Annotated in this window: 16 protein-coding genes and 2 pseudogenes; 11 read left to right on the top strand and 7 right to left on the bottom strand. The window is 54.7% G+C overall.

Annotated features, from left to right (window positions below; translation table 11 throughout):
• Nucleotides 1–27 precede the first annotated feature (27 nt).
• Nucleotides 28–99, top strand: a complete 72-nt coding sequence (ypdK, locus tag RCF31_RS19065) for a membrane protein YpdK (RefSeq protein WP_128178783.1) — start codon at nucleotides 28–30, stop codon at nucleotides 97–99.
• A 54-nt stretch (nucleotides 100–153) separates the two neighbouring features.
• Here ypdK and alaC read toward each other — a convergent pair whose 3' ends face one another.
• Both alaC and RCF31_RS19055 read right to left on the bottom strand, forming a co-directional pair.
• Nucleotides 154–1,386: an alanine transaminase gene (gene alaC, locus RCF31_RS19060; RefSeq protein ID WP_084876196.1), complete on the bottom strand. Its 1,233-nt coding sequence runs from the start codon at nucleotides 1,384–1,386 to the stop codon at nucleotides 154–156.
• Nucleotides 1,387–1,504: 118 nt separating this feature from the next.
• Nucleotides 1,505–2,029, bottom strand: coding sequence for a GNAT family N-acetyltransferase (locus RCF31_RS19055; RefSeq protein ID WP_416411981.1), 525 nt, complete (start codon nucleotides 2,027–2,029; stop codon nucleotides 1,505–1,507).
• A 256-nt stretch (nucleotides 2,030–2,285) separates the two neighbouring features.
• Between RCF31_RS19055 and RCF31_RS19050 the strand changes: the two genes are divergently transcribed.
• On the top strand, nucleotides 2,286–3,974 hold the full coding sequence (locus RCF31_RS19050; protein WP_299455268.1) for a sensor histidine kinase: 1,689 nt from the start codon (nucleotides 2,286–2,288) through the stop codon (nucleotides 3,972–3,974).
• Nucleotides 3,971–4,699: a LytR/AlgR family response regulator transcription factor gene (locus RCF31_RS19045; RefSeq protein ID WP_084876199.1), complete on the top strand. Its 729-nt coding sequence runs from the start codon at nucleotides 3,971–3,973 to the stop codon at nucleotides 4,697–4,699. Before RCF31_RS19050 ends, RCF31_RS19045 begins: the two co-directional genes overlap by 4 nt.
• Before the next feature lie 37 nt (nucleotides 4,700–4,736).
• On the opposite strand, the gene glk is transcribed toward RCF31_RS19045, so the two are convergent.
• Together glk and RCF31_RS19035 are read right to left on the bottom strand one after the other, a co-directional pair.
• Nucleotides 4,737–5,702 (bottom strand): glucokinase, encoded by a 966-nt coding sequence (glk, locus tag RCF31_RS19040; RefSeq protein WP_084876200.1) that lies wholly within the window; start codon nucleotides 5,700–5,702, stop codon nucleotides 4,737–4,739.
• A gap of 162 nt (nucleotides 5,703–5,864) precedes the next feature.
• Nucleotides 5,865–7,517: an alpha-keto acid decarboxylase family protein gene (locus RCF31_RS19035; RefSeq protein WP_416411980.1), complete on the bottom strand. Its 1,653-nt coding sequence runs from the start codon at nucleotides 7,515–7,517 to the stop codon at nucleotides 5,865–5,867.
• Nucleotides 7,518–7,727: 210 nt separating this feature from the next.
• On the opposite strand from RCF31_RS19035, the gene mgrA reads away from it, so the two are divergent.
• A complete protein-coding gene (gene mgrA / locus RCF31_RS19030; RefSeq protein ID WP_416411979.1) occupies nucleotides 7,728–8,717 on the top strand; it encodes an L-glyceraldehyde 3-phosphate reductase in 990 nt (329 codons plus the stop codon).
• Nucleotides 8,718–8,876: 159 nt separating this feature from the next.
• The gene (locus RCF31_RS19025; protein ID WP_416411978.1) at nucleotides 8,877–9,218 is read left to right on the top strand and encodes a DUF2502 domain-containing protein; all 342 of its coding nucleotides are present in this window, start codon (nucleotides 8,877–8,879) and stop codon (nucleotides 9,216–9,218) included.
• A gap of 32 nt (nucleotides 9,219–9,250) precedes the next feature.
• On the opposite strand, the gene RCF31_RS19020 is transcribed toward RCF31_RS19025, so the two are convergent.
• Entirely contained in the window at nucleotides 9,251–10,492 is a 1,242-nt protein-coding gene (locus tag RCF31_RS19020) for an Nramp family divalent metal transporter (RefSeq protein ID WP_313682228.1), read from the bottom strand.
• 372 nt (nucleotides 10,493–10,864) lie between these two features.
• On the opposite strand from RCF31_RS19020, the gene RCF31_RS19015 reads away from it, so the two are divergent.
• The 5 genes from RCF31_RS19015 (at nucleotide 10,865) to RCF31_RS18995 (ending at nucleotide 16,504) form a co-directional block, all read left to right on the top strand.
• Entirely contained in the window at nucleotides 10,865–12,055 is a 1,191-nt protein-coding gene (locus RCF31_RS19015; RefSeq protein WP_013509976.1) for a NupC/NupG family nucleoside CNT transporter, read from the top strand.
• 193 nt (nucleotides 12,056–12,248) lie between these two features.
• Complete coding sequence (locus tag RCF31_RS19010) at nucleotides 12,249–13,337, top strand: LLM class flavin-dependent oxidoreductase (RefSeq protein ID WP_416411976.1); 1,089 nt, start codon at nucleotides 12,249–12,251, stop codon at nucleotides 13,335–13,337.
• Nucleotides 13,337–14,317, top strand: coding sequence for an ABC transporter substrate-binding protein (locus RCF31_RS19005; RefSeq protein ID WP_416411974.1), 981 nt, complete (start codon nucleotides 13,337–13,339; stop codon nucleotides 14,315–14,317). Before RCF31_RS19010 ends, RCF31_RS19005 begins: the two co-directional genes overlap by 1 nt.
• Nucleotides 14,314–14,904 (top strand): cysteine dioxygenase, encoded by a 591-nt coding sequence (locus tag RCF31_RS19000; RefSeq protein WP_416411973.1) that lies wholly within the window; start codon nucleotides 14,314–14,316, stop codon nucleotides 14,902–14,904. Before RCF31_RS19005 ends, RCF31_RS19000 begins: the two co-directional genes overlap by 4 nt.
• The gene (locus RCF31_RS18995) at nucleotides 14,897–16,504 is read left to right on the top strand and encodes a rhodanese homology domain-containing protein (RefSeq protein WP_416411971.1); all 1,608 of its coding nucleotides are present in this window, start codon (nucleotides 14,897–14,899) and stop codon (nucleotides 16,502–16,504) included. Before RCF31_RS19000 ends, RCF31_RS18995 begins: the two co-directional genes overlap by 8 nt.
• A gap of 86 nt (nucleotides 16,505–16,590) precedes the next feature.
• On the opposite strand, the gene RCF31_RS18990 is transcribed toward RCF31_RS18995, so the two are convergent.
• Both RCF31_RS18990 and RCF31_RS18985 read right to left on the bottom strand, forming a co-directional pair.
• Nucleotides 16,591–16,926 (bottom strand): DUF1493 family protein, encoded by a 336-nt coding sequence (locus RCF31_RS18990; RefSeq protein ID WP_416413296.1) that lies wholly within the window; start codon nucleotides 16,924–16,926, stop codon nucleotides 16,591–16,593.
• A 5-nt stretch (nucleotides 16,927–16,931) separates the two neighbouring features.
• Nucleotides 16,932–17,015: pseudogene (locus tag RCF31_RS18985) on the bottom strand (STM2901 family protein); the annotation flags it as partial.
• Here RCF31_RS18985 and RCF31_RS18980 point away from each other — a divergent pair.
• Nucleotides 17,013–17,125: pseudogene (locus tag RCF31_RS18980) on the top strand (GNAT family N-acetyltransferase); the annotation flags it as partial. The pseudogenes RCF31_RS18985 and RCF31_RS18980 overlap by 3 nt on opposite strands.
• Between the last annotated feature and the right edge of the window lie 2 nt (nucleotides 17,126–17,127).

Genomic DNA, 17,127 nt, shown 5'->3' with positions numbered 1-17,127 from the left:
GTCGTAACCGCTCAGAGGAGTTGTTGTGTGAAATACGCTTTGATGGGAATCTCTTTTTTCCTGTTAATCTGGGTCGGCACCTTTGTGCTGATGCTATAGAGCCACCAGTAAGTCAGAAAGGGCGACAAATCTGTCGCCCTTTACTTAAAAATTCTACTCTTCTTCTGTTGCTTTCAGCGTTCCCGGCAAAATACCATCCGCACGAAACATCGCTTTAATGCCCCGCACCGCCTGACGAATACGGTCGCTGTTTTCGATCAGCGCGAAACGTACGTGAGTATCGCCGTAATCGCCAAAGCCGACACCCGGTGACACGCACACTTTGGCTTCCTGTAGCAGCAGTTTGGCAAATTCCAGCGAGCCAAGGTGCGCATAGTGGTCAGGAATTTTCGCCCAGACATACATTGACGCTTTCGGCATCTCCACCATCCAGCCCGCTTCATGCAGCCCTTTCACCAGCACATCACGACGACGTTTGTATTGTTCAGCGATATCACGAACGCATTGCTGATCGCCTTCCAGTGCAGCAATCGCTGCCACCTGCAACGGTGTAAAGGTGCCGTAATCGTGGTAACTCTTGATACGCGCCAGCGCTGCGACCAGCTCTTTATTGCCGACCATAAAGCCGATACGCCAGCCCGCCATGTTGTAGCTTTTTGACAGGGTGAAAAACTCCACCGCCACATCGCGTGCACCCGGCACCTGCATGATAGACGGCGCTTTCCAGCCATCGTAAACAATGTCGGCATAGGCCAGATCGTGGATAACCAGCACGTTGTACTGTTTCGCCAGCGCAATCACCCGCTCAAAGAAATCCAGCTCGACGCACTGCGCGGTCGGATTCGACGGGAAGCCGAGGATCATCATCTTCGGTTTCGGGTAGCTTTCGCGAATTGCGCGTTCCAGCTCGTTAAAGAAATCGACGCCCGCCACCAGCGGAACAGAACGCACCTGTGCACCGGCAATCACCGCGCCGTAGATATGAATGGGATAACTGGGATTCGGTACCAGCACGGTGTCACCGTGGTCGAGCGTTGCCAGCATCAGATGCGCCAGCCCCTCTTTCGAACCGATGGTGACAATGGCTTCGGACTCCGGATCGATGTCCACCTGATAACGGTCCGCATACCAGCGCGAAATAGCGCGGCGCAGACGCGGAATACCTTTCGAGGTGGAGTAACCATGGGTGTCGTCGCGCTGTGCCACCTGGCACAATTTTTCCACGATATGCGGCGGCGTTGGGCCATCCGGGTTCCCCATCGAAAAATCGATGATGTCTTCGCCGCGCCGACGCGCAGCCATCTTCAATTCAGCGGTGATGTTAAAAACGTAAGGGGGAAGGCGTTCAATACGGGAAAAACGACGGGGTGTGCTGTTATCAGCCATGATGTCCTCTGGAGTACGTTAGCGCCCGGACCGTCCGAGCGACGTGGGTCACTGCTGTGACCGAACCAAGAACATAACGCGGCGATAACCGCATTGTCGAGCGCCGAAGATAATTTTTTTAATTTTGCGGATTCAGGCGGCCGAGCACCCAATCGTTTACCCATTGGCCATTTAGCAGATAATTATCCCGCAAAATCCCCTCCAGCACGAAATCATTCTTCTCCAGAATGCGCCGTGACGGCCAATTCCCCTCCACCACCAGCGCTTTGAGTTTATGAAATTCCGCCTGGAACAAAAAGGTGCACAGCGCGCTCAATGCCTCACTGCCATAACCCTGCCCGGTGAAGCGATGCAGCATCATGTAACCCACTTCAGCCTGCCGATTCGGCTCCCATTCGGGGCTACAGCCAAACAGGCCGATGGCCTCCCCGCTGTCACGCAGACGGGCCACCAGACACAGCATATGGAAACTGGTGACCAGCCAGGGCGCAAGGCGTTCGGTAAAGCGCTGGCGGATATCCTCTTCGTCGGGGATCTCACTTACCCAGGTCATGGTGGCGGCATCTTCGTGAACCGCTTTAAAAATCTGCCAGTCTTCCGGTTGTAACCGGCTGAGGGTCAAACGAGCAGTAACTAATTGCATGGCTGCACTCCGAAAAAGGCTTAGGCCAACATAGCAAATCGGACCAGTGACAGGAAGTCGCAACCACCGGGAAAAAATAATCCTCTTTTTACCACTCAACTTTTCCCCTTTTTGGATTTTGGTGAGTAAAAATTGATCCTGGCCATAAGAAGTGCCCACAGCCTGCCAGGGTGCTGGCAGATCTCGATCACATTTTTTATCATACCCCTAACCCTTTTTCGTTAGCGACGAGATGCCTGTGCCCTCTCACTTTGACATGCTGCTGGCGGTTTTTGACCGCGCCGCACTGATGCTGATTTGCCTGTTTTTCCTCACCCGCACCCGGGTGTTTCGCCAGTTGTTGCAGAAAGATGAGCATTCACGCCAGGAAAAAGTGGTAGTAACGGCGATTTTTTCGCTATTCGCCCTGTTCAGCACCTGGTCAGGTATTGATGTCGATGGTTCACTGCTTAACGTACGCGTGATTGCGGTGATGTCGGGCGGCATTTTATTTGGCCCCTGGGTCGGCATCGCCACAGGCGTCATTGCCGGGTTACACCGTTTTCTTATTGATATTCATGGCATTACCTCAATTCCCTGTCTGATCACCAGCATCATTGCCGGTATCGCTTCAGGCGTGATTAATCGCCGGGTCAGCAAAGAGCAGCGCTGGCGCGCCGGTATTCTCGGCGGCATGTTGTGTGAAACCCTGACCATGCTGCTGATTGTGCTGTGGGCCAGACCGATGACGCTCGGCCTCGATATTGTCTCTGAGATTGCACTGCCGATGATCCTTGGCGCATCCAGCATCGGGTTAATTGTGTTGCTGGTGCAGAGCGTTGAAGGGGAAAAAGAAGCGATTGCGGCGCGCCAGGCCAAGCTGGCGCTGGAGATTGCGAACAAAACGCTGCCACTGTTTCGCCAGGTCAACAGCGATTCATTGCACCAGATTTGCGACATCATTCGCAGCGAAATTCATGCAGATGCGGTGGCAATCACCAATACCAAACAGATTCTTGCCTATGTCGGCTACGGCGAAGAGAACTATCACGATGGTGATGACGGCCTTAGCCCCACCACCGCTCAGGCGATCACCAGCCGAAAAATTATCATTAAAAATAATGACGAGGCACACCGTACCAAAGATATCCACTCAATGCTGGTTATTCCCCTTTGGGAAAAAGGGGAAGTTACCGGGACGCTAAAAATCTATTATCGCCGCGCGCATCGCATCACCGGTTCTCTAAAAGAGATGGCGGTTGGGCTGTCGCAGATCATCTCCACCCAGTTGGAAGTGTCGCGCGCCGAGCAGTTGCGCGAGATGGCAAACAAAGCCGAACTACGTGCGTTACAAAGCAAGATCAACCCGCATTTCCTGTTTAACGCGCTGAACGCGATCTCCGCCTCGATTCGCCTCAATCCCGATACCGCCCGCCAGCTGGTGATCAATTTGTCACGCTATCTGCGCTACAACCTGGAACTGAATGACGACGAGCCTATCGATATCAAGAAAGAGCTGTGGCAGGTGAAGGATTATATTGCGATTGAGCAAGCGCGCTTCGGTGACAAACTGTCGATGATTTACGATGTTGATGAAGACCTGCATTTCACCCTGCCCAGCCTGCTGATCCAGCCACTGGTGGAGAATGCCATTGTGCATGGCATCCAGCCCTGCCGGGGTAAAGGGGTGGTCACGCTCAGCGTGAAAGACCTGGGCGACCAGGTGCGGGTTTCGGTGCGCGATACCGGTGCCGGTATTAGCGATGACGTGATGGCACGCGTGGCGCGGGATGAAATGCCAGGGAATAAAATCGGTCTGCTTAATGTCCATCATCGGGTGAAACTGCTATCCGGCCAGGGATTAACCATTGTGCGTCATCAGCCCGGCACCGAAATTTCCTTTACCCTTAGCAAAAATGGCCACCGGTTGCCCACACCGCTCGTCAGCCAGGAAACCTCAGCGTGAAAGCCATCATTGTCGAAGATGAATTCCTGGCACAGCAGGAACTGAGCTGGATGATTCAGCATCATAGCCAGATCAGTATTGAAGCCTGTTTTGATGACGGGCTGGAAGTGCTGAAATATCTGCAAAACCACCGTGTCGATGTGATTTTCCTCGACATCAATATCCCGTCCCTGGATGGCATGCTGCTGGCACAAAATATTAATCAGTTCGCGCACAAGCCGTTGATCGTGTTTATCACCGCATGGAAAGAACATGCAGTGGAAGCCTTTGAGCTGGAAGCCTTTGACTACATCCTGAAGCCGTATCATGAGTCGCGCATTATCACCATGCTCAACAAACTGGAAGCCAGCTGGCAACAGCAGCAATCACCAGCCAGCAATCCGCAATCCACGGTTCCGCAGACCGTGAATCTGGTTAAAGATGAGCGCATCATCGTGACCGACATCAACGATATTTATTATGTCGAAGCGCACGAGAAGCTGACGTTCGTGTATACCCGGCGCGAAGCCTACGTGATGTCGATGACCATCAGTGAGTTTTGCAGCCGTCTGCCCGAATCGGCCTTCTTTCGATGCCACCGTTCGTACTGCGTCAACCTGAGTAAAATTCGCGAAATTGAACCCTGGTTCAACAATACCTATCTGGTGAAATTACGTGATTTGGACGCGCAGGTCCCAGTGAGCCGCAGCAAAGTGAAGGCCTTCCGGCAATTGATGCGTTTGTAAGGCGAACGGCATGTTGACACCGTTCGCCTGAGAGGAATTACAGCACGCGACCCAATGTCTGGCGCAGGTGAGCACCGGCACCGAGCAGACCCGGCTGATCGTGGGTGATCATATAGACCGGAATATCCACCAGGTAATCGCGGAAACGGCCTTTATCTTCAAAGGCCGCACGGAAACCCGAGGCTTTAAAGAAGTCGAGGAAACGCGGCACAATGCCACCAGCGATATAAACACCGCCAAAAGTGCCCAGGTTGAGCGCCAGGTTGCCGCCGAAACGTCCCATAATGACGCAGAACAGTGACAGGGCGCGGCGGCAATCAATGCAGCTGTCTTTCAGTGCGCGTTCGGTAACATCCTTCGGCTTCAGGTTTTCGGGTTCACGCTGATCTGATTTAACGATGGCGCGGTACAGGTTGACCAACCCGGAACCAGACAGCACGCGCTCCGCTGAGACATGGCCCAGCTCCGCCCGCAGCACTTCCAGAATCTCGGCTTCTTCTTCGCTGTTAGGCGCGAAATCAACATGACCGCCCTCACCCGGCAGACTCACCCAGCGCTTATCTACGTGCACCAGATGGCTGACGCCAAGCCCGGTGCCTGCACCATAGATGGCGATCGGTTTGTCCTGCACCGGCGCTTTGCCACCGAACTGAATCACATCGTTTTCTGCCAGCATCGGCACCGCCATCGATATCGCGGTGAAATCATTGATGATTTCCAGGTGGGCAAAACCGAGGCTCTCTTTCATCTGCTTCGTGGAGAAAGCCCAGTCATGGTTGGTCATTTCGACCCAGTCGCCAGTAATCGGGCAGGCGATGGCGATGCAACCATCTTTGATATCCTGTTTCTGCTCATCCAGATAGTGACGGATGACCGCTTCAAGGTTGTCATAGTCTGATGTTGAGAATGTTTTGGCCTGGGAGATGGCACCGGTCTCCACCTCACACAGGGCGAGACGGGCATTGGTACCACCCACATCGCCGACCAGGGCGTATTTTGTCATTCTTCTGCTGCTCCGCTTGGGTCATAAATAATTGCAGGACACTATAAAAGCCTGCCAATAAAACAACAACGCCCATCAGTGCGTCGGATGGGCGTATTCACTCAGGTGCGGCCACATACTGGCACGCACCTGGCTAACTGCACAGAGGCAACTGTCCGAAACTCAGCCACCGTTGCGCTGATGGAGCGAGGCTGTCACCTTACGTAGCAACGGCGGGAGGTCGTCTTTATCCAGCACCACTTCCACCAGCGACAAATGCTCGTTACGCGCCAGTAACGCCATCACGCCTTCCAGCTGCACCGTTTCGCTCACGCGCCAGCTCTGCGCGGCGCCCTCCAGACTGAGTGCCTGCGGCAGCGCGGTCCAGTTCCACTGGGCGATATCGTTGTAACGCTGATGCGCACCGTGTATCGCCCGCTCGACGGTATAGCCCTCATTATTCAGAAGAAAAATAATCGGTTGCTGACCATCGCGCTGCATCGAGCCCAGTTCCTGAATGGTTAACTGCGCCGAGCCATCGCCGATAATCAAAATCACGCGGCGATCCGGTTGTGCGGTTTGCGCACCAAAGGCTGCCGGTAAAGTATAGCCAATCGATCCCCACAGTGGCTGTACCAGCAACTGCGCATCCTGTGGTAACCGCAGCGCCGCAGCACCAAAGGCGGCAGTGCCTTGATCGGCCAGGATAATATCACCAGGTTGCAGAAACTGCTGCATCGTCTGCCAGAAAGCATTTTGCGTGATTAGCGCGTCCTCAACCGGCTCGCAGGTACTGATCGGAGTCTGCCCCAGTGCCCATTGCGCCCCGTACTGCCGGAACAGTGGCTCCAGTGTACTGAGCGCCTGTGCCATGGTCAGCGGGGCAAAAGTTTCCCCCGCCACCACTGCATGGAAAGGTTGCAGATCGATAAGTCTGGCGGCTGGCAGATGCTGAGTAAAACCGGCGGTCAAGGTATCGGTGAAGCGCACCCCGACACAGATCGTGACATCCGTCTCCTCAATCGCCGATTGCACCTGCGGCGTACTGCCTTCAGCGGCATAGGTGCCCACAAAACCGGGCTGCTGTTCATCCAGCACCCCTTTGCCCATTAATAAGGTGGCGGCTGGAATAGCACGTATCTGGCGCAATGCTGCCAGCTGTGCCTGCAATTGCCAGCGTGATGCAAGGAAGTCGGCCAGCAGCGCCACGCGCTGTGCTGGAGCCAGTAATCGTTCCACAGCCTGCGCAAACGCCTCGGCCGCCGAAGCAGGGGTGCTAACAGAGGATGGCAGCTGCGGCAGTTCCACCTCCACCTCCGCCTGCTCCACATCCACCGCCATCAATAAATAACCGGGCCGGTGCTGATGAAGTGCCTCGCTGATCACACGATCAATTTCCTGAACCGCATTTTCCACCGTCAGCACCGCAGTCGCGGCGCTGACTTCTTCCGCCATACGGCTGAAGTGGCGAAAATCGCCATCACCTAGCGAATGATGGACGCAATCACCCTGTCGTTGTGCTTCGCTGGCTGGCGCGCCAACGATATGGATCACCGGAACATATTCCGCGTAGCTTCCGGCAATCCCGTTAATCGCGCTCAGCTCGCCAACGCCAAAAGTGGTGAGCAGTGCGGCCGCACCGTTGCAGCGGCCATAGCCATCCGCAGCATAAGCCGCATTCAGCTCATTAGCACAGCCCACCCAGGTCATCTCCGGATGATCAATCACGCTATCCAGGAACTGTAAATTGTAATCGCCCGGTACCCCAAACAGATGCCGGATGCCCGCCTGCTGTAAACGCAACAACAAGTATTCGCCAACTTTAAACGTTTTCATGCGCAGCTACTCCTTTGTGGGTTATATAAGGAGTATTACCGATGAGACTGAATTGGTTGGATTTTAACCATAATTACTCAGAATGATCTGTCAAGGTAACGTTACTAAAGGGAAAAATCCGTAAGTTGCGATCCCCCGCGCGTTCGCCATTTGTGTAAACGTATACACTGCTATGCTAATGACACTTTCCCTTTGCGACAGGAACGCTGCATGAGTGCTTTTCCCCATCCCGAACGCTATCAACAGATGCAATATCGACGCAGTGGACGTAGTGGCCTGAAATTGCCCGCAATTTCTCTCGGCCTGTGGCACAACTTTGGTGATAGCACCCGGGTTGATAACAGCCGCACGCTGCTGCGTCATGCCTTCGACCGTGGCATCACGCATTTCGACCTTGCGAATAACTACGGGCCACCGCCGGGTTCAGCGGAAGAGAATTTTGGCCGCATTCTGCGGGAAGATTTTCGTGGCTACCGCGATGAACTGGTGATCTCCACCAAAGCCGGTTACACCATGTGGGACGGCCCTTACGGTGACTGGGGGTCACGCAAATATCTGATTTCCAGTCTCGATCAAAGCCTGAAACGAATGGGACTGGAGTACGTCGATATCTTTTATCATCACCGCCCGGATCCCGAAACGCCGCTGGAAGAAACCATGCGCGCGCTGGATCAGGTGGTACGCCAGGGCAAAGCGCTGTATGCCGCGATCTCAAACTATCCGGCAGAGAAAGCCGCCGAAGCGATTGCCATCCTGCGTGACCTGGGCACTCCCTGCCTGATTCATCAGCCACGTTATTCGATGTTTGAACGCGCGCCGGAACAGGGCTTGCTGGATGTGCTGGGTGAGAATGGTGTGGGTTGTATCGCGTTCTCGCCGCTGGCTGGTGGCGTGCTGACTGACCGTTATTTGCAGGGCATTCCCGAAGATTCGCGTGTGGCCAGTGGCAGCAAGTTCCTGCGTGAAGATCAGCTGACGCAGGAAAAAATGGTGAAAGTTCGCGCCTTGCACGCCATCGCCCAGCAACGTGGGCAGAAGCTGGCGCAGATGGCGCTGAGCTGGGTGCTGCGTGACGCGCGTATCACCTCGGTATTAATTGGTGCCAGTAAAACCGCGCAAATTGATGACGCTGTTGACATGCTGAGCCAGCCGGAGCTGAGCCAGGAAGAACTTCAGGCTATCGCCGCAATTTTGATGTAACCGCTTTCCCGCCCGGCCAGCGCCGGGCGACGTCCTCAGCAGAAAACTCTTATTTCAGAAATTCCTCAGCGCTTTCAGACCAGTTCTTAAAGCTTTACTGGTTCGATATGGCAAACTAGCGCAACGGCAGCAACCGATAAGTTGCCGGAAAGGAGAATTATGAAACGTGGAATTTTGTTTGCCGCTTTGCTGGCAACGCTGTCACCCCTGGCCCTACACTCAGCCCATGCCAGTGGCGCCACCATTAACCTGGCACCCGGCATCACCCTGCAATTAGGCGATCGCGATAATCGTGGTTATTACTGGGACGGTGGTCGCTGGCGCGAACCGCGCTGGTGGAACGATCGTTATCGCTACCAGGACCATCGCTGGTGGCGTCATGAAGAGTGGCGTCGTCATCAGGCGTGGGAGCGTGAACGTGAACGTCGTCGCCATGAACGCTGGCGTTATGAACATCGTCACGACCATGGTCGTGGACCTGGTCATCATGACCATCGATGATCTGTCGGGGTGCGCTTGATGCGCACCTTTTTTTATAACCCCAGCGCCTGCCCGACCAGCAGATAGATATTCAGCGCCACCACCAGCACCACAATCACCCAGCCAATAGTTTGCATCACACGTGAGTTGACCATCTCCTCACCCATCAGCTCACGATTGCCGGTGAAAAACAGCAGCGGCACCAGCGCCAGTGCGATACCAAAACTCAGCAACACCTGGCTGAGTATCAGAATCCGTGTCGGATCCCAGCCAGCCCAGATAACAATAAAGGAAGGCAGCATAGTAATGGTGCGACGCAGCCACAGCGGGATATGAAAACGGATAAACCCCTGCATCACCACCTGCCCGGCCAGCGTGCCAACCACGGTGGAAGAAAGACCGGCTGCCACCAGACTCAAACCAAATACCGTCGCCGCTGCGTGGCTTAACAACGGTTGCAACGTCAGATAGGCCTGATCAAGATCGGCAATCCCGCTATGGCCACTAAAGTGAAAGGCTGCCGCGGCGGTTGCCATCATCGCCAGGTTAACAAATCCGGCAATGGTCATGGCGATAGCCACATCCAGTTTGGTGGAGGAGTAACGCTGTCCTTTGGTGCCCTGATTACCATATTGGGTCAACGCCGAATGCAGATAAATCACATGCGGCATGATGGTCGCCCCCAGCACACCGGCCGCGAGGAACACTGCATCAGAAGTCGGCAACGATGGCAGCGCCATGCCGGTGATAAGTTCACTGACCTTCGGCTGTGAGAAGAACAACTCAACAATATAAGCCGCCGCGACGAACATCAGCAGGCCGCCAATCACCAGTTCCAGTGGCTTTTGCCCGCGATTTTGCAGCATCAGAATCAGGTAAGTGGCAATGCCTGTCAGCACCGCCCCCTGCAATAGTGAGATACCCAGTAACAACTTAAAGCCGAGTGCAGCCCCAATAAATTCCGCTAAATCGGTGGCCATGGCGATGATTTCGGCCTGAACCCAGTAGAACCACACTGCCGGACGCGGAAAGCGGTCACGGATGTGTTCCGCGAGATTTTTGCCGGTGGCGATACCCAGCTTGGCCGACATGAGTTGGATCAGCGCAGCCATAATGTTTGCCCAGACCACCACCCACAGCAATTTGTAGCCGTAAGCAGCCCCCGCCTGGATATTGGTGGCAAAGTTACCAGGATCGATATAACCGATGGCCGCGATGAAGGCCGGTCCCAGCAACGCAAGTTTAACCTTTCTGGCTCCGCGAGCGGCGCGCTCTGCGGTGCGGCTTTCTGACATAGTTTTTGACCCTGTCTTAACGCTTGTTTACCCGCACAGGTTACGGGGCATTCAAGGCAAGTGAAATATGGTTATAGTTATCGCTTTAATAGATAGTGCTATAAAGTATAGCCTTTGCTATACCTTGCGGTAAAGCCAGGTTTTGCCAAAATTTACACAACAGGATTCAATCTACCCTCGGCTTATTTTATAGACAATCCCTTTGTGGTTATTTTTCTTGTAAAGGAGGTGTGAAGAACTTGTGATGGCTGAGACTTATCCGAGAAATATGTCGATACCGAATACTTATAATGTGGTTTAGATCTCGTTTTTAAGTAACGCGTTACATAGAATACGCAGCAAAATACAACCCTCCTCAAATTTGGAGCCGACATGTCCCATATTTTGCACTTTCTTTTAGCATTGGTGGTGGTAGCCGTGCTGGCCTTGCTGGTCAGTCACGATCGTAAAAGCATCCGTATTCGCTATATCGTTCAGCTTCTGGTAATTGAAGTTCTGCTTGCCTGGTTCTTCCTGAACTCTGAAGCCGGCCTCGGCTTCGTAAAAGGGTTTGCTGGCCTGTTTGACCATCTGCTGAAGTACGCAGCAGAAGGCACCAACTTCGTGTTCGGCAACATGAATGAAAAAGGCCTCGCCTTCTTCTTCCTTAATGTTCTGTGTCCGATCGTCTTTATCTCTGCCCTGATCGGTATTTTGCAACATTTCCGCATCCTGCCATGGGTGATTCGTGGCATCGGGACCGTGCTGTCAAAAATCAATGGCATGGGCAAGCTGGAATCCTTTAACGCCGTCAGCTCTCTGATTCTGGGACAGTCAGAAAACTTTATCGCTTATAAGGATATCCTCGGCAAAATGTCACAGCGCCGCATGTACACCATGGCCGCCACCGCGATGTCAACGGTGTCGATGTCAATCGTGGGTGCTTACATGACCATGCTGCAACCGAAATATGTCGTTGCCGCGCTGGTGCTGAACATGTTCAGTACCTTTATCGTGCTGTCGCTGATCAACCCGTACCGCGTTGATAGTGAAGAAGATCTGCAATTGCAGGATCTGCACAAAGGTCAGAGCTTCTTCGAAATGCTGGGCGAATACATCCTGGCCGGTTTCCGCGTGGCGATTATCGTTGCCGCTATGCTGATCGGCTTTATCGCCCTGATTTCCGGCCTGAATGCGTTGTTTGATGTGATTTTCGGCATCAGCTTCCAGGGCGTGCTGGGTTATGTATTCTACCCGTTTGCCTGGGTGATGGGTGTGCCGTCTAACGAAGCGTTGCAGGTTGGCAGCATCATGGCGACCAAACTGGTATCTAACGAATTCGTGGCGATGATGGATCTGCAAAAAATTGCCGGCCAGCTCTCTCCGCATGCGGAAGGTATTCTGTCGGTGTTCCTCGTTTCTTTCGCCAACTTCTCTTCTATCGGCATTGTTGCTGGTGCGATTAAAGGCCTGAACGAAGAACAAGGCAATGTGGTTTCCCGCTTTGGTCTGAAGCTGCTGTACGGCTCTACCCTGGTGAGCGTGCTTTCTGCCGCGATTGCCGGTCTGGTGCTGGCATTCTGATGCACGGGGGCGAGCTGCGGCTCGCCCTTCCCTTCTTAATTATTCCTATCCGTTATATCTCATTTTTTCACGCCTCTCGCCGCGCCCGCTCCTGCTTCATCATTCCACGCAAAACCTTTGCACAATATTGAATTTCCGTTGCCACCGCCTGCGCCCGTAGCTTTTCTCACTGACGTCACATCAGGAGAACAGCATGAGCATTCAATTTCTTGGCATGATTGGCCACCGCCTCGCCTCTGAGATCATCCCGGCCAGCGGCCCGTTATTTGATAAAGATTATATTGCCCGCTTTGCCCGCGCCCATGAAGACGCTGGCTTTGACCGTATTCTGGTCGGTTACTGGTCCGATCAACCCGATGGGTTCCTGGTGACCGCCCACGCGGCGGCCCATACCAGCAAACTGAAATTTCTGCTGGCGCACCGCCCGGGCTTTGTCGCCCCCACGTTGGCCGCACGGAAACTGGCTTCGCTCGATCATCTTACCGATGGCCGTCTGGCGGTGCATATCATCAGTGGCGGCAGCGATAGCGAACAACGTCGCGACGGCGATTTCCGCAATAAAACCGAACGCTATGCACGAACCAATGAGTTTCTCACGGTGCTGAAGCAGAGTCTGGAATCGACGCAGCCCTACGACCACCAGGGGACGTACTATCAGGCCGAACAGGCCTTTTCCGCCATCAAACCCCTGCAGAAAAAGCTGCCGATTTATTTCGGCGGCTCTTCAGCGGAAGCCATTGACGTCGCCGCGCGTCATGCCGATGTGTTTGCGTTGTGGGGCGAGCCGCTTAAAGGTGCGGAAGAAACGGTACGCAACGTGCGTGCCGCTGCGGAGCAACAGGGAAGGAACATCGATTTCAATATTTCCTTCCGTCCGATTCTCGGCAAAACCGAAAAGGAAGCCTGGGAACGTGCCGAATATATCCGCGCCACCGCCGAAAAACAGCTGGCAGAAACCGGTTATACCTTCGGTCTGCCAAAACCTCAGAGTGTCGGTGCGCAACGCCTGCTGGCTGCCGCTAACGAAGGCGATCGGCTGGATAAAGTGCTGTGGACTGGCGTCGCCAAACTGGTGAAGGGGGGCTACAACTCGACAGCATTAGTGGGAACGCCAGAACAGGTGTCGGATGCGCTACTCGATTATTATCGCCTCGGCATTCACAGCGTGTTGATTCGCGGCTTCGATCCGCTCAATGACGTAGTGGAATATGGCCGCGAGCTGCTGCCGCTAACGCGGGAAAAAGTGGCTGCCCTCGATAGCAAAGAAAAAAGGAGCGCCTGATGCGCCTGGCTGCTTTATTTGTTGGTCTGACTCTGGCGTTATCGCTCAACCCGCTGTTTGCGGCGGAAAAAGTCACCCTGCGGCTGGGTGATGTCAAAGGTGACCGCTTTGCCGCGCTGAAAGCCTCTGGTGAACTCAACAACCTGCCATACGATCTCAAACTGACGGCGTTCGATTCCGGTGCGCCAGTGCAGGAGGCCCTGAACGCAGGTGCGCTGGATGTCGGTTTCACCGGCGATCTGCCGTTCCTGTTTGTCTATGCCGCCGGTGCGCCGGTTAAAGCCGTGGGGGCGTGGCAAAACAATCCCGATAGCATTGCCCTGCTCACTCGTCCCAATGCCGGGGTGCACAGTCTGCAGGATCTGAAAGGCAAACAAATTGCGGTGAACCGCGGCGGATGGGGCCACTATCTGATCCTTGGCCTGCTGGAACGCGCCGGCCTGAAACCTGACGATGTCACGCTGCGTTTTCTCGGCCCGGTTGATGGCCGTGCCGCGTTAACTTCCGGCGCGGTTGCCGCCTGGGCTCCGTGGGAACCGTACATTGCCACCTCCACTGCCGTGGATGGCACGGTGCGTGTACCGCAAGGGGGTGGTAAGGGGATTATGTCTGGCTACTCTTACGCGCTGGCGCGCGATGAAGCGCTGAACAACCCGGAAAAGCGCAAAGCCATTGCCGATTTGCTGGTGCGTTTAGCTAAAGCCCAGGTCTGGGCGCAGCAGCATCCCGAAGAGTTTGCCCGCGTGCTGGGTAAAACCCTCAACATGCCGACGAACATCACTGCCAGCTGGATTGCGGATGCGCGCATCCGTCCTTTGGTGTTTGATGCCAGCCTGATCGGCACCCTGCAAAAATCAGCGGATTTCTTCCACCGCTACCAGGTGCTGCCAAAACAGGTCGATGTCAGCAAAGCCTTTGATTTCAGCCTCGCGGCGGGAGCTAACCAGGTGGCGAAAAGTGCCCAGGGAGATAAATCGTGAGTGAGCTTCAGCATCAGCGTTTGCGAACCTTTGTCGGTAATCTGGCGCAATTGCTCGATAGCCAGCCCAATGAACAAACCATTTTACAACGCGGCAGCAACTGGCTGAGCGAGTTAATTCGTCATGATGACTGGCTGGATGAAGCCTTCACCCAACCACATGCGCAGCATTATCAACAATATTTACTCTACGCCGATGCACAGCAACGCTTCTCGGTAGTGAGCTTTGTCTGGGGGCCGGGCCAGCAAACCCCGATTCACGACCATCGCGTCTGGGGTTTGATTGGCATGCTGCGCGGTGCCGAAATTTCCCAGTCATGGCAAGCAGGACCGCAGGGATTGCAACCGGAAGGCCCGCCAGTGCGGCTTGAACCCGGCAGCGTTGAGGCGGTGTCACCCACCGTGGGTGATATCCATCGCGTCAGCAATGCCTTTGATGACCGCGTCTCCATCAGCATCCACGTTTATGGCGCGAATATTGGCGCAGTGAAGCGCGCGGTGTATCGCGAGGATGGCAGCGAAAATGTGTTTATCTCCGGTTACAGCAACCGTTATTTACCAAACATCTGGGATCTTTCACATGACTAAACCGGTTTTCCCGTTGCGCCAGGTGGCCGACATTATTGCAGCGCTGCGCCAGCAGCAGGAAGTGGCTCTGGTGGATGTACGCGATGAAGCGTTGTATGCCACTGGTCATCCGTTGTTTGCGGTGAACATTCCCTTGTCCAAACTAGAGCTGGAGTGGCTGGATCGTATCCCCCGGCGTGAGACAGCCATCACCTTGTACGATAATGGCGAAGGTCTGGCACAAACAGCGGCGGAACGTATATCCGCGCTGGGTTATCACAACGTCGCGCTGCTGGCTGGCGATTTGCAGGGCTGGCAGGATGCGGGTGGTGAGCTGTTTATTGACGTTAATTCCCCCAGCAAAGCCTTTGGTGAACTGGTGGAACATCATAACCAGACACCGTCGCTGGCGGCTGATGAGGTACATGCGTTGCTGGCAAGCGGCAACAATGTGGTGGTGCTGGATGCGCGTCGTTTTGATGAATACCAGACCATGAGTATTCCTGGTGCGACCAGCGTACCGGGCGGTGAACTGGTGCTGCGGGTACGCGACCTGGCCCCTTCACCGAATACCACGGTGATCGTGAACTGTGCGGGCCGTACCCGCAGCATTATCGGCACGCAATCGCTGGTGAATGCCGGTATCCGTAACCCGGTTTATGCGCTGCGCAACGGCACTATCGGCTGGACGTTGGCCGGGCATCCGCTCGAGACAGGACAGACGCGCCGTTACGAAACCACCAGCGAAACCGCCCAGCGACAGGCCGCAGCTCAAGCGCGTCAGTTGGCTGACCAGGCAGGCGTGGAGCGTATTCACCTCTCTGCCCTGGCGGGTCTTCAGCAGGAAAACCGCACCACCTATCTGTTCGATGTGCGTGATGCGCAGGAGTATGCAGCAGGCCATCTGCCAGGCAGCCGCCATGTCCCCGGCGGACAACTGGTGCAGGAGACCGATCATTACGCCAGCGTTCGTGGTGCGCGGATTGTGCTGATCGATGATGACAACGTACGCGCCAATATGGCAGCATCCTGGCTGGTTCAACTTGGCTGGCAGGTCGCGGTGTTGGATGGATTACAACCCAGTAACTTCAGCGCTAGCGGTCCATGGCAGCCGCAGGTCCCCCCCGTCGCCCATCCCGAGTTTGTTTCACCAGAGCTACTCGCCAGCTGGCTGGATGAGGGGCAAACTCAGGTGTTGGATTTCACTACGCGCGCCAATCATCTCAACAGTCATATCCCCGGTGCCGCCTGGCTGCTGCGCTCAACTCTGCAACAACAGGGAAAAGCGTTGCTTCCCGAGGCGCGGCGTTATGTGCTGACCTGCGGTAGCAGCTTGCTGGCGGGGTATGCCGTTGAACAGGTCGCTGAACTGACCGGGAAGCCGGTCTATGTCCTGGCGGGCGGGAACGCCGCCTGGCGTGCAGCGGGTCTGCCGACTGAGCAGGGAACGCAACTGTTGCTGTCACCGGCGATAGACCGTTATCGCCGCCCGTATGAAGGCACCGATATCGCACCCGAGGTGATGCAGGCGTATCTCGACTGGGAATATGGCCTGGTGGCACAGCTGGATCGCGATGGGACGCATGGGTTCCGCGTACTGAAACCGGTCGCACAAGGCTAGCGTTGTGCAAGGGTAGCGGCGGGATTTTCGACTTTGCGCGATAAATCGCGCCGCTACGATCAGGCAGACGCCAGGATGCGTTTTGGCTAATCGAACAGCCAGCGTCCGGCTCTGGCGGAATCAATCAACATCTGGATTGTCAGCGGTTTAGGGTCAGCTTGAGAAATTTTTTGCGATTTTGGACGAATAAAGTTAGGCAGTATGCCTTTTTCATAGGGCCAGTATGAAAGGAAGTTGAAGTCACTACTGTCAACATTGAAGTGCTGAAAGTAGTCTTTCATGATTTCGTCACCTGTCTCTCTCGCCCAGGGATATTTACCTGTGTTCAGACTCGTTTCTGGTGTTAATACGGGTGCCGATTTTGCGAAGAAAGGCTTAACGTTGTAACTCGTTTCATACCATTCGGTAACCGCGTTTTCGATATCCGTTACCCTATACGATCCTCCTCTCTGGCAACGTCATTCATCACAAAGGCAATACTGAGAATTGGTATCCAGCGGCCAGCGAAAGCGTAAAATTTCAGGCTCCAGGTTTTTATGAAAACACGGCTGGCAGGAGTTCGGCAGAATTGCTTGTTTACCTGAAGGAACCAGCCGTATTTTTATGATCAAAAAGCTGTGAAA

The sequence above is a fragment of the Pantoea sp. App145 genome, from assembly GCF_047947045.1.
In the GTDB taxonomy this organism is placed as follows: domain Bacteria; phylum Pseudomonadota; class Gammaproteobacteria; order Enterobacterales; family Enterobacteriaceae; genus Pantoea.
Note: the sequence above shows the minus strand (reverse complement) of the source record. Positions and strands in the feature narration are given on the sequence as shown.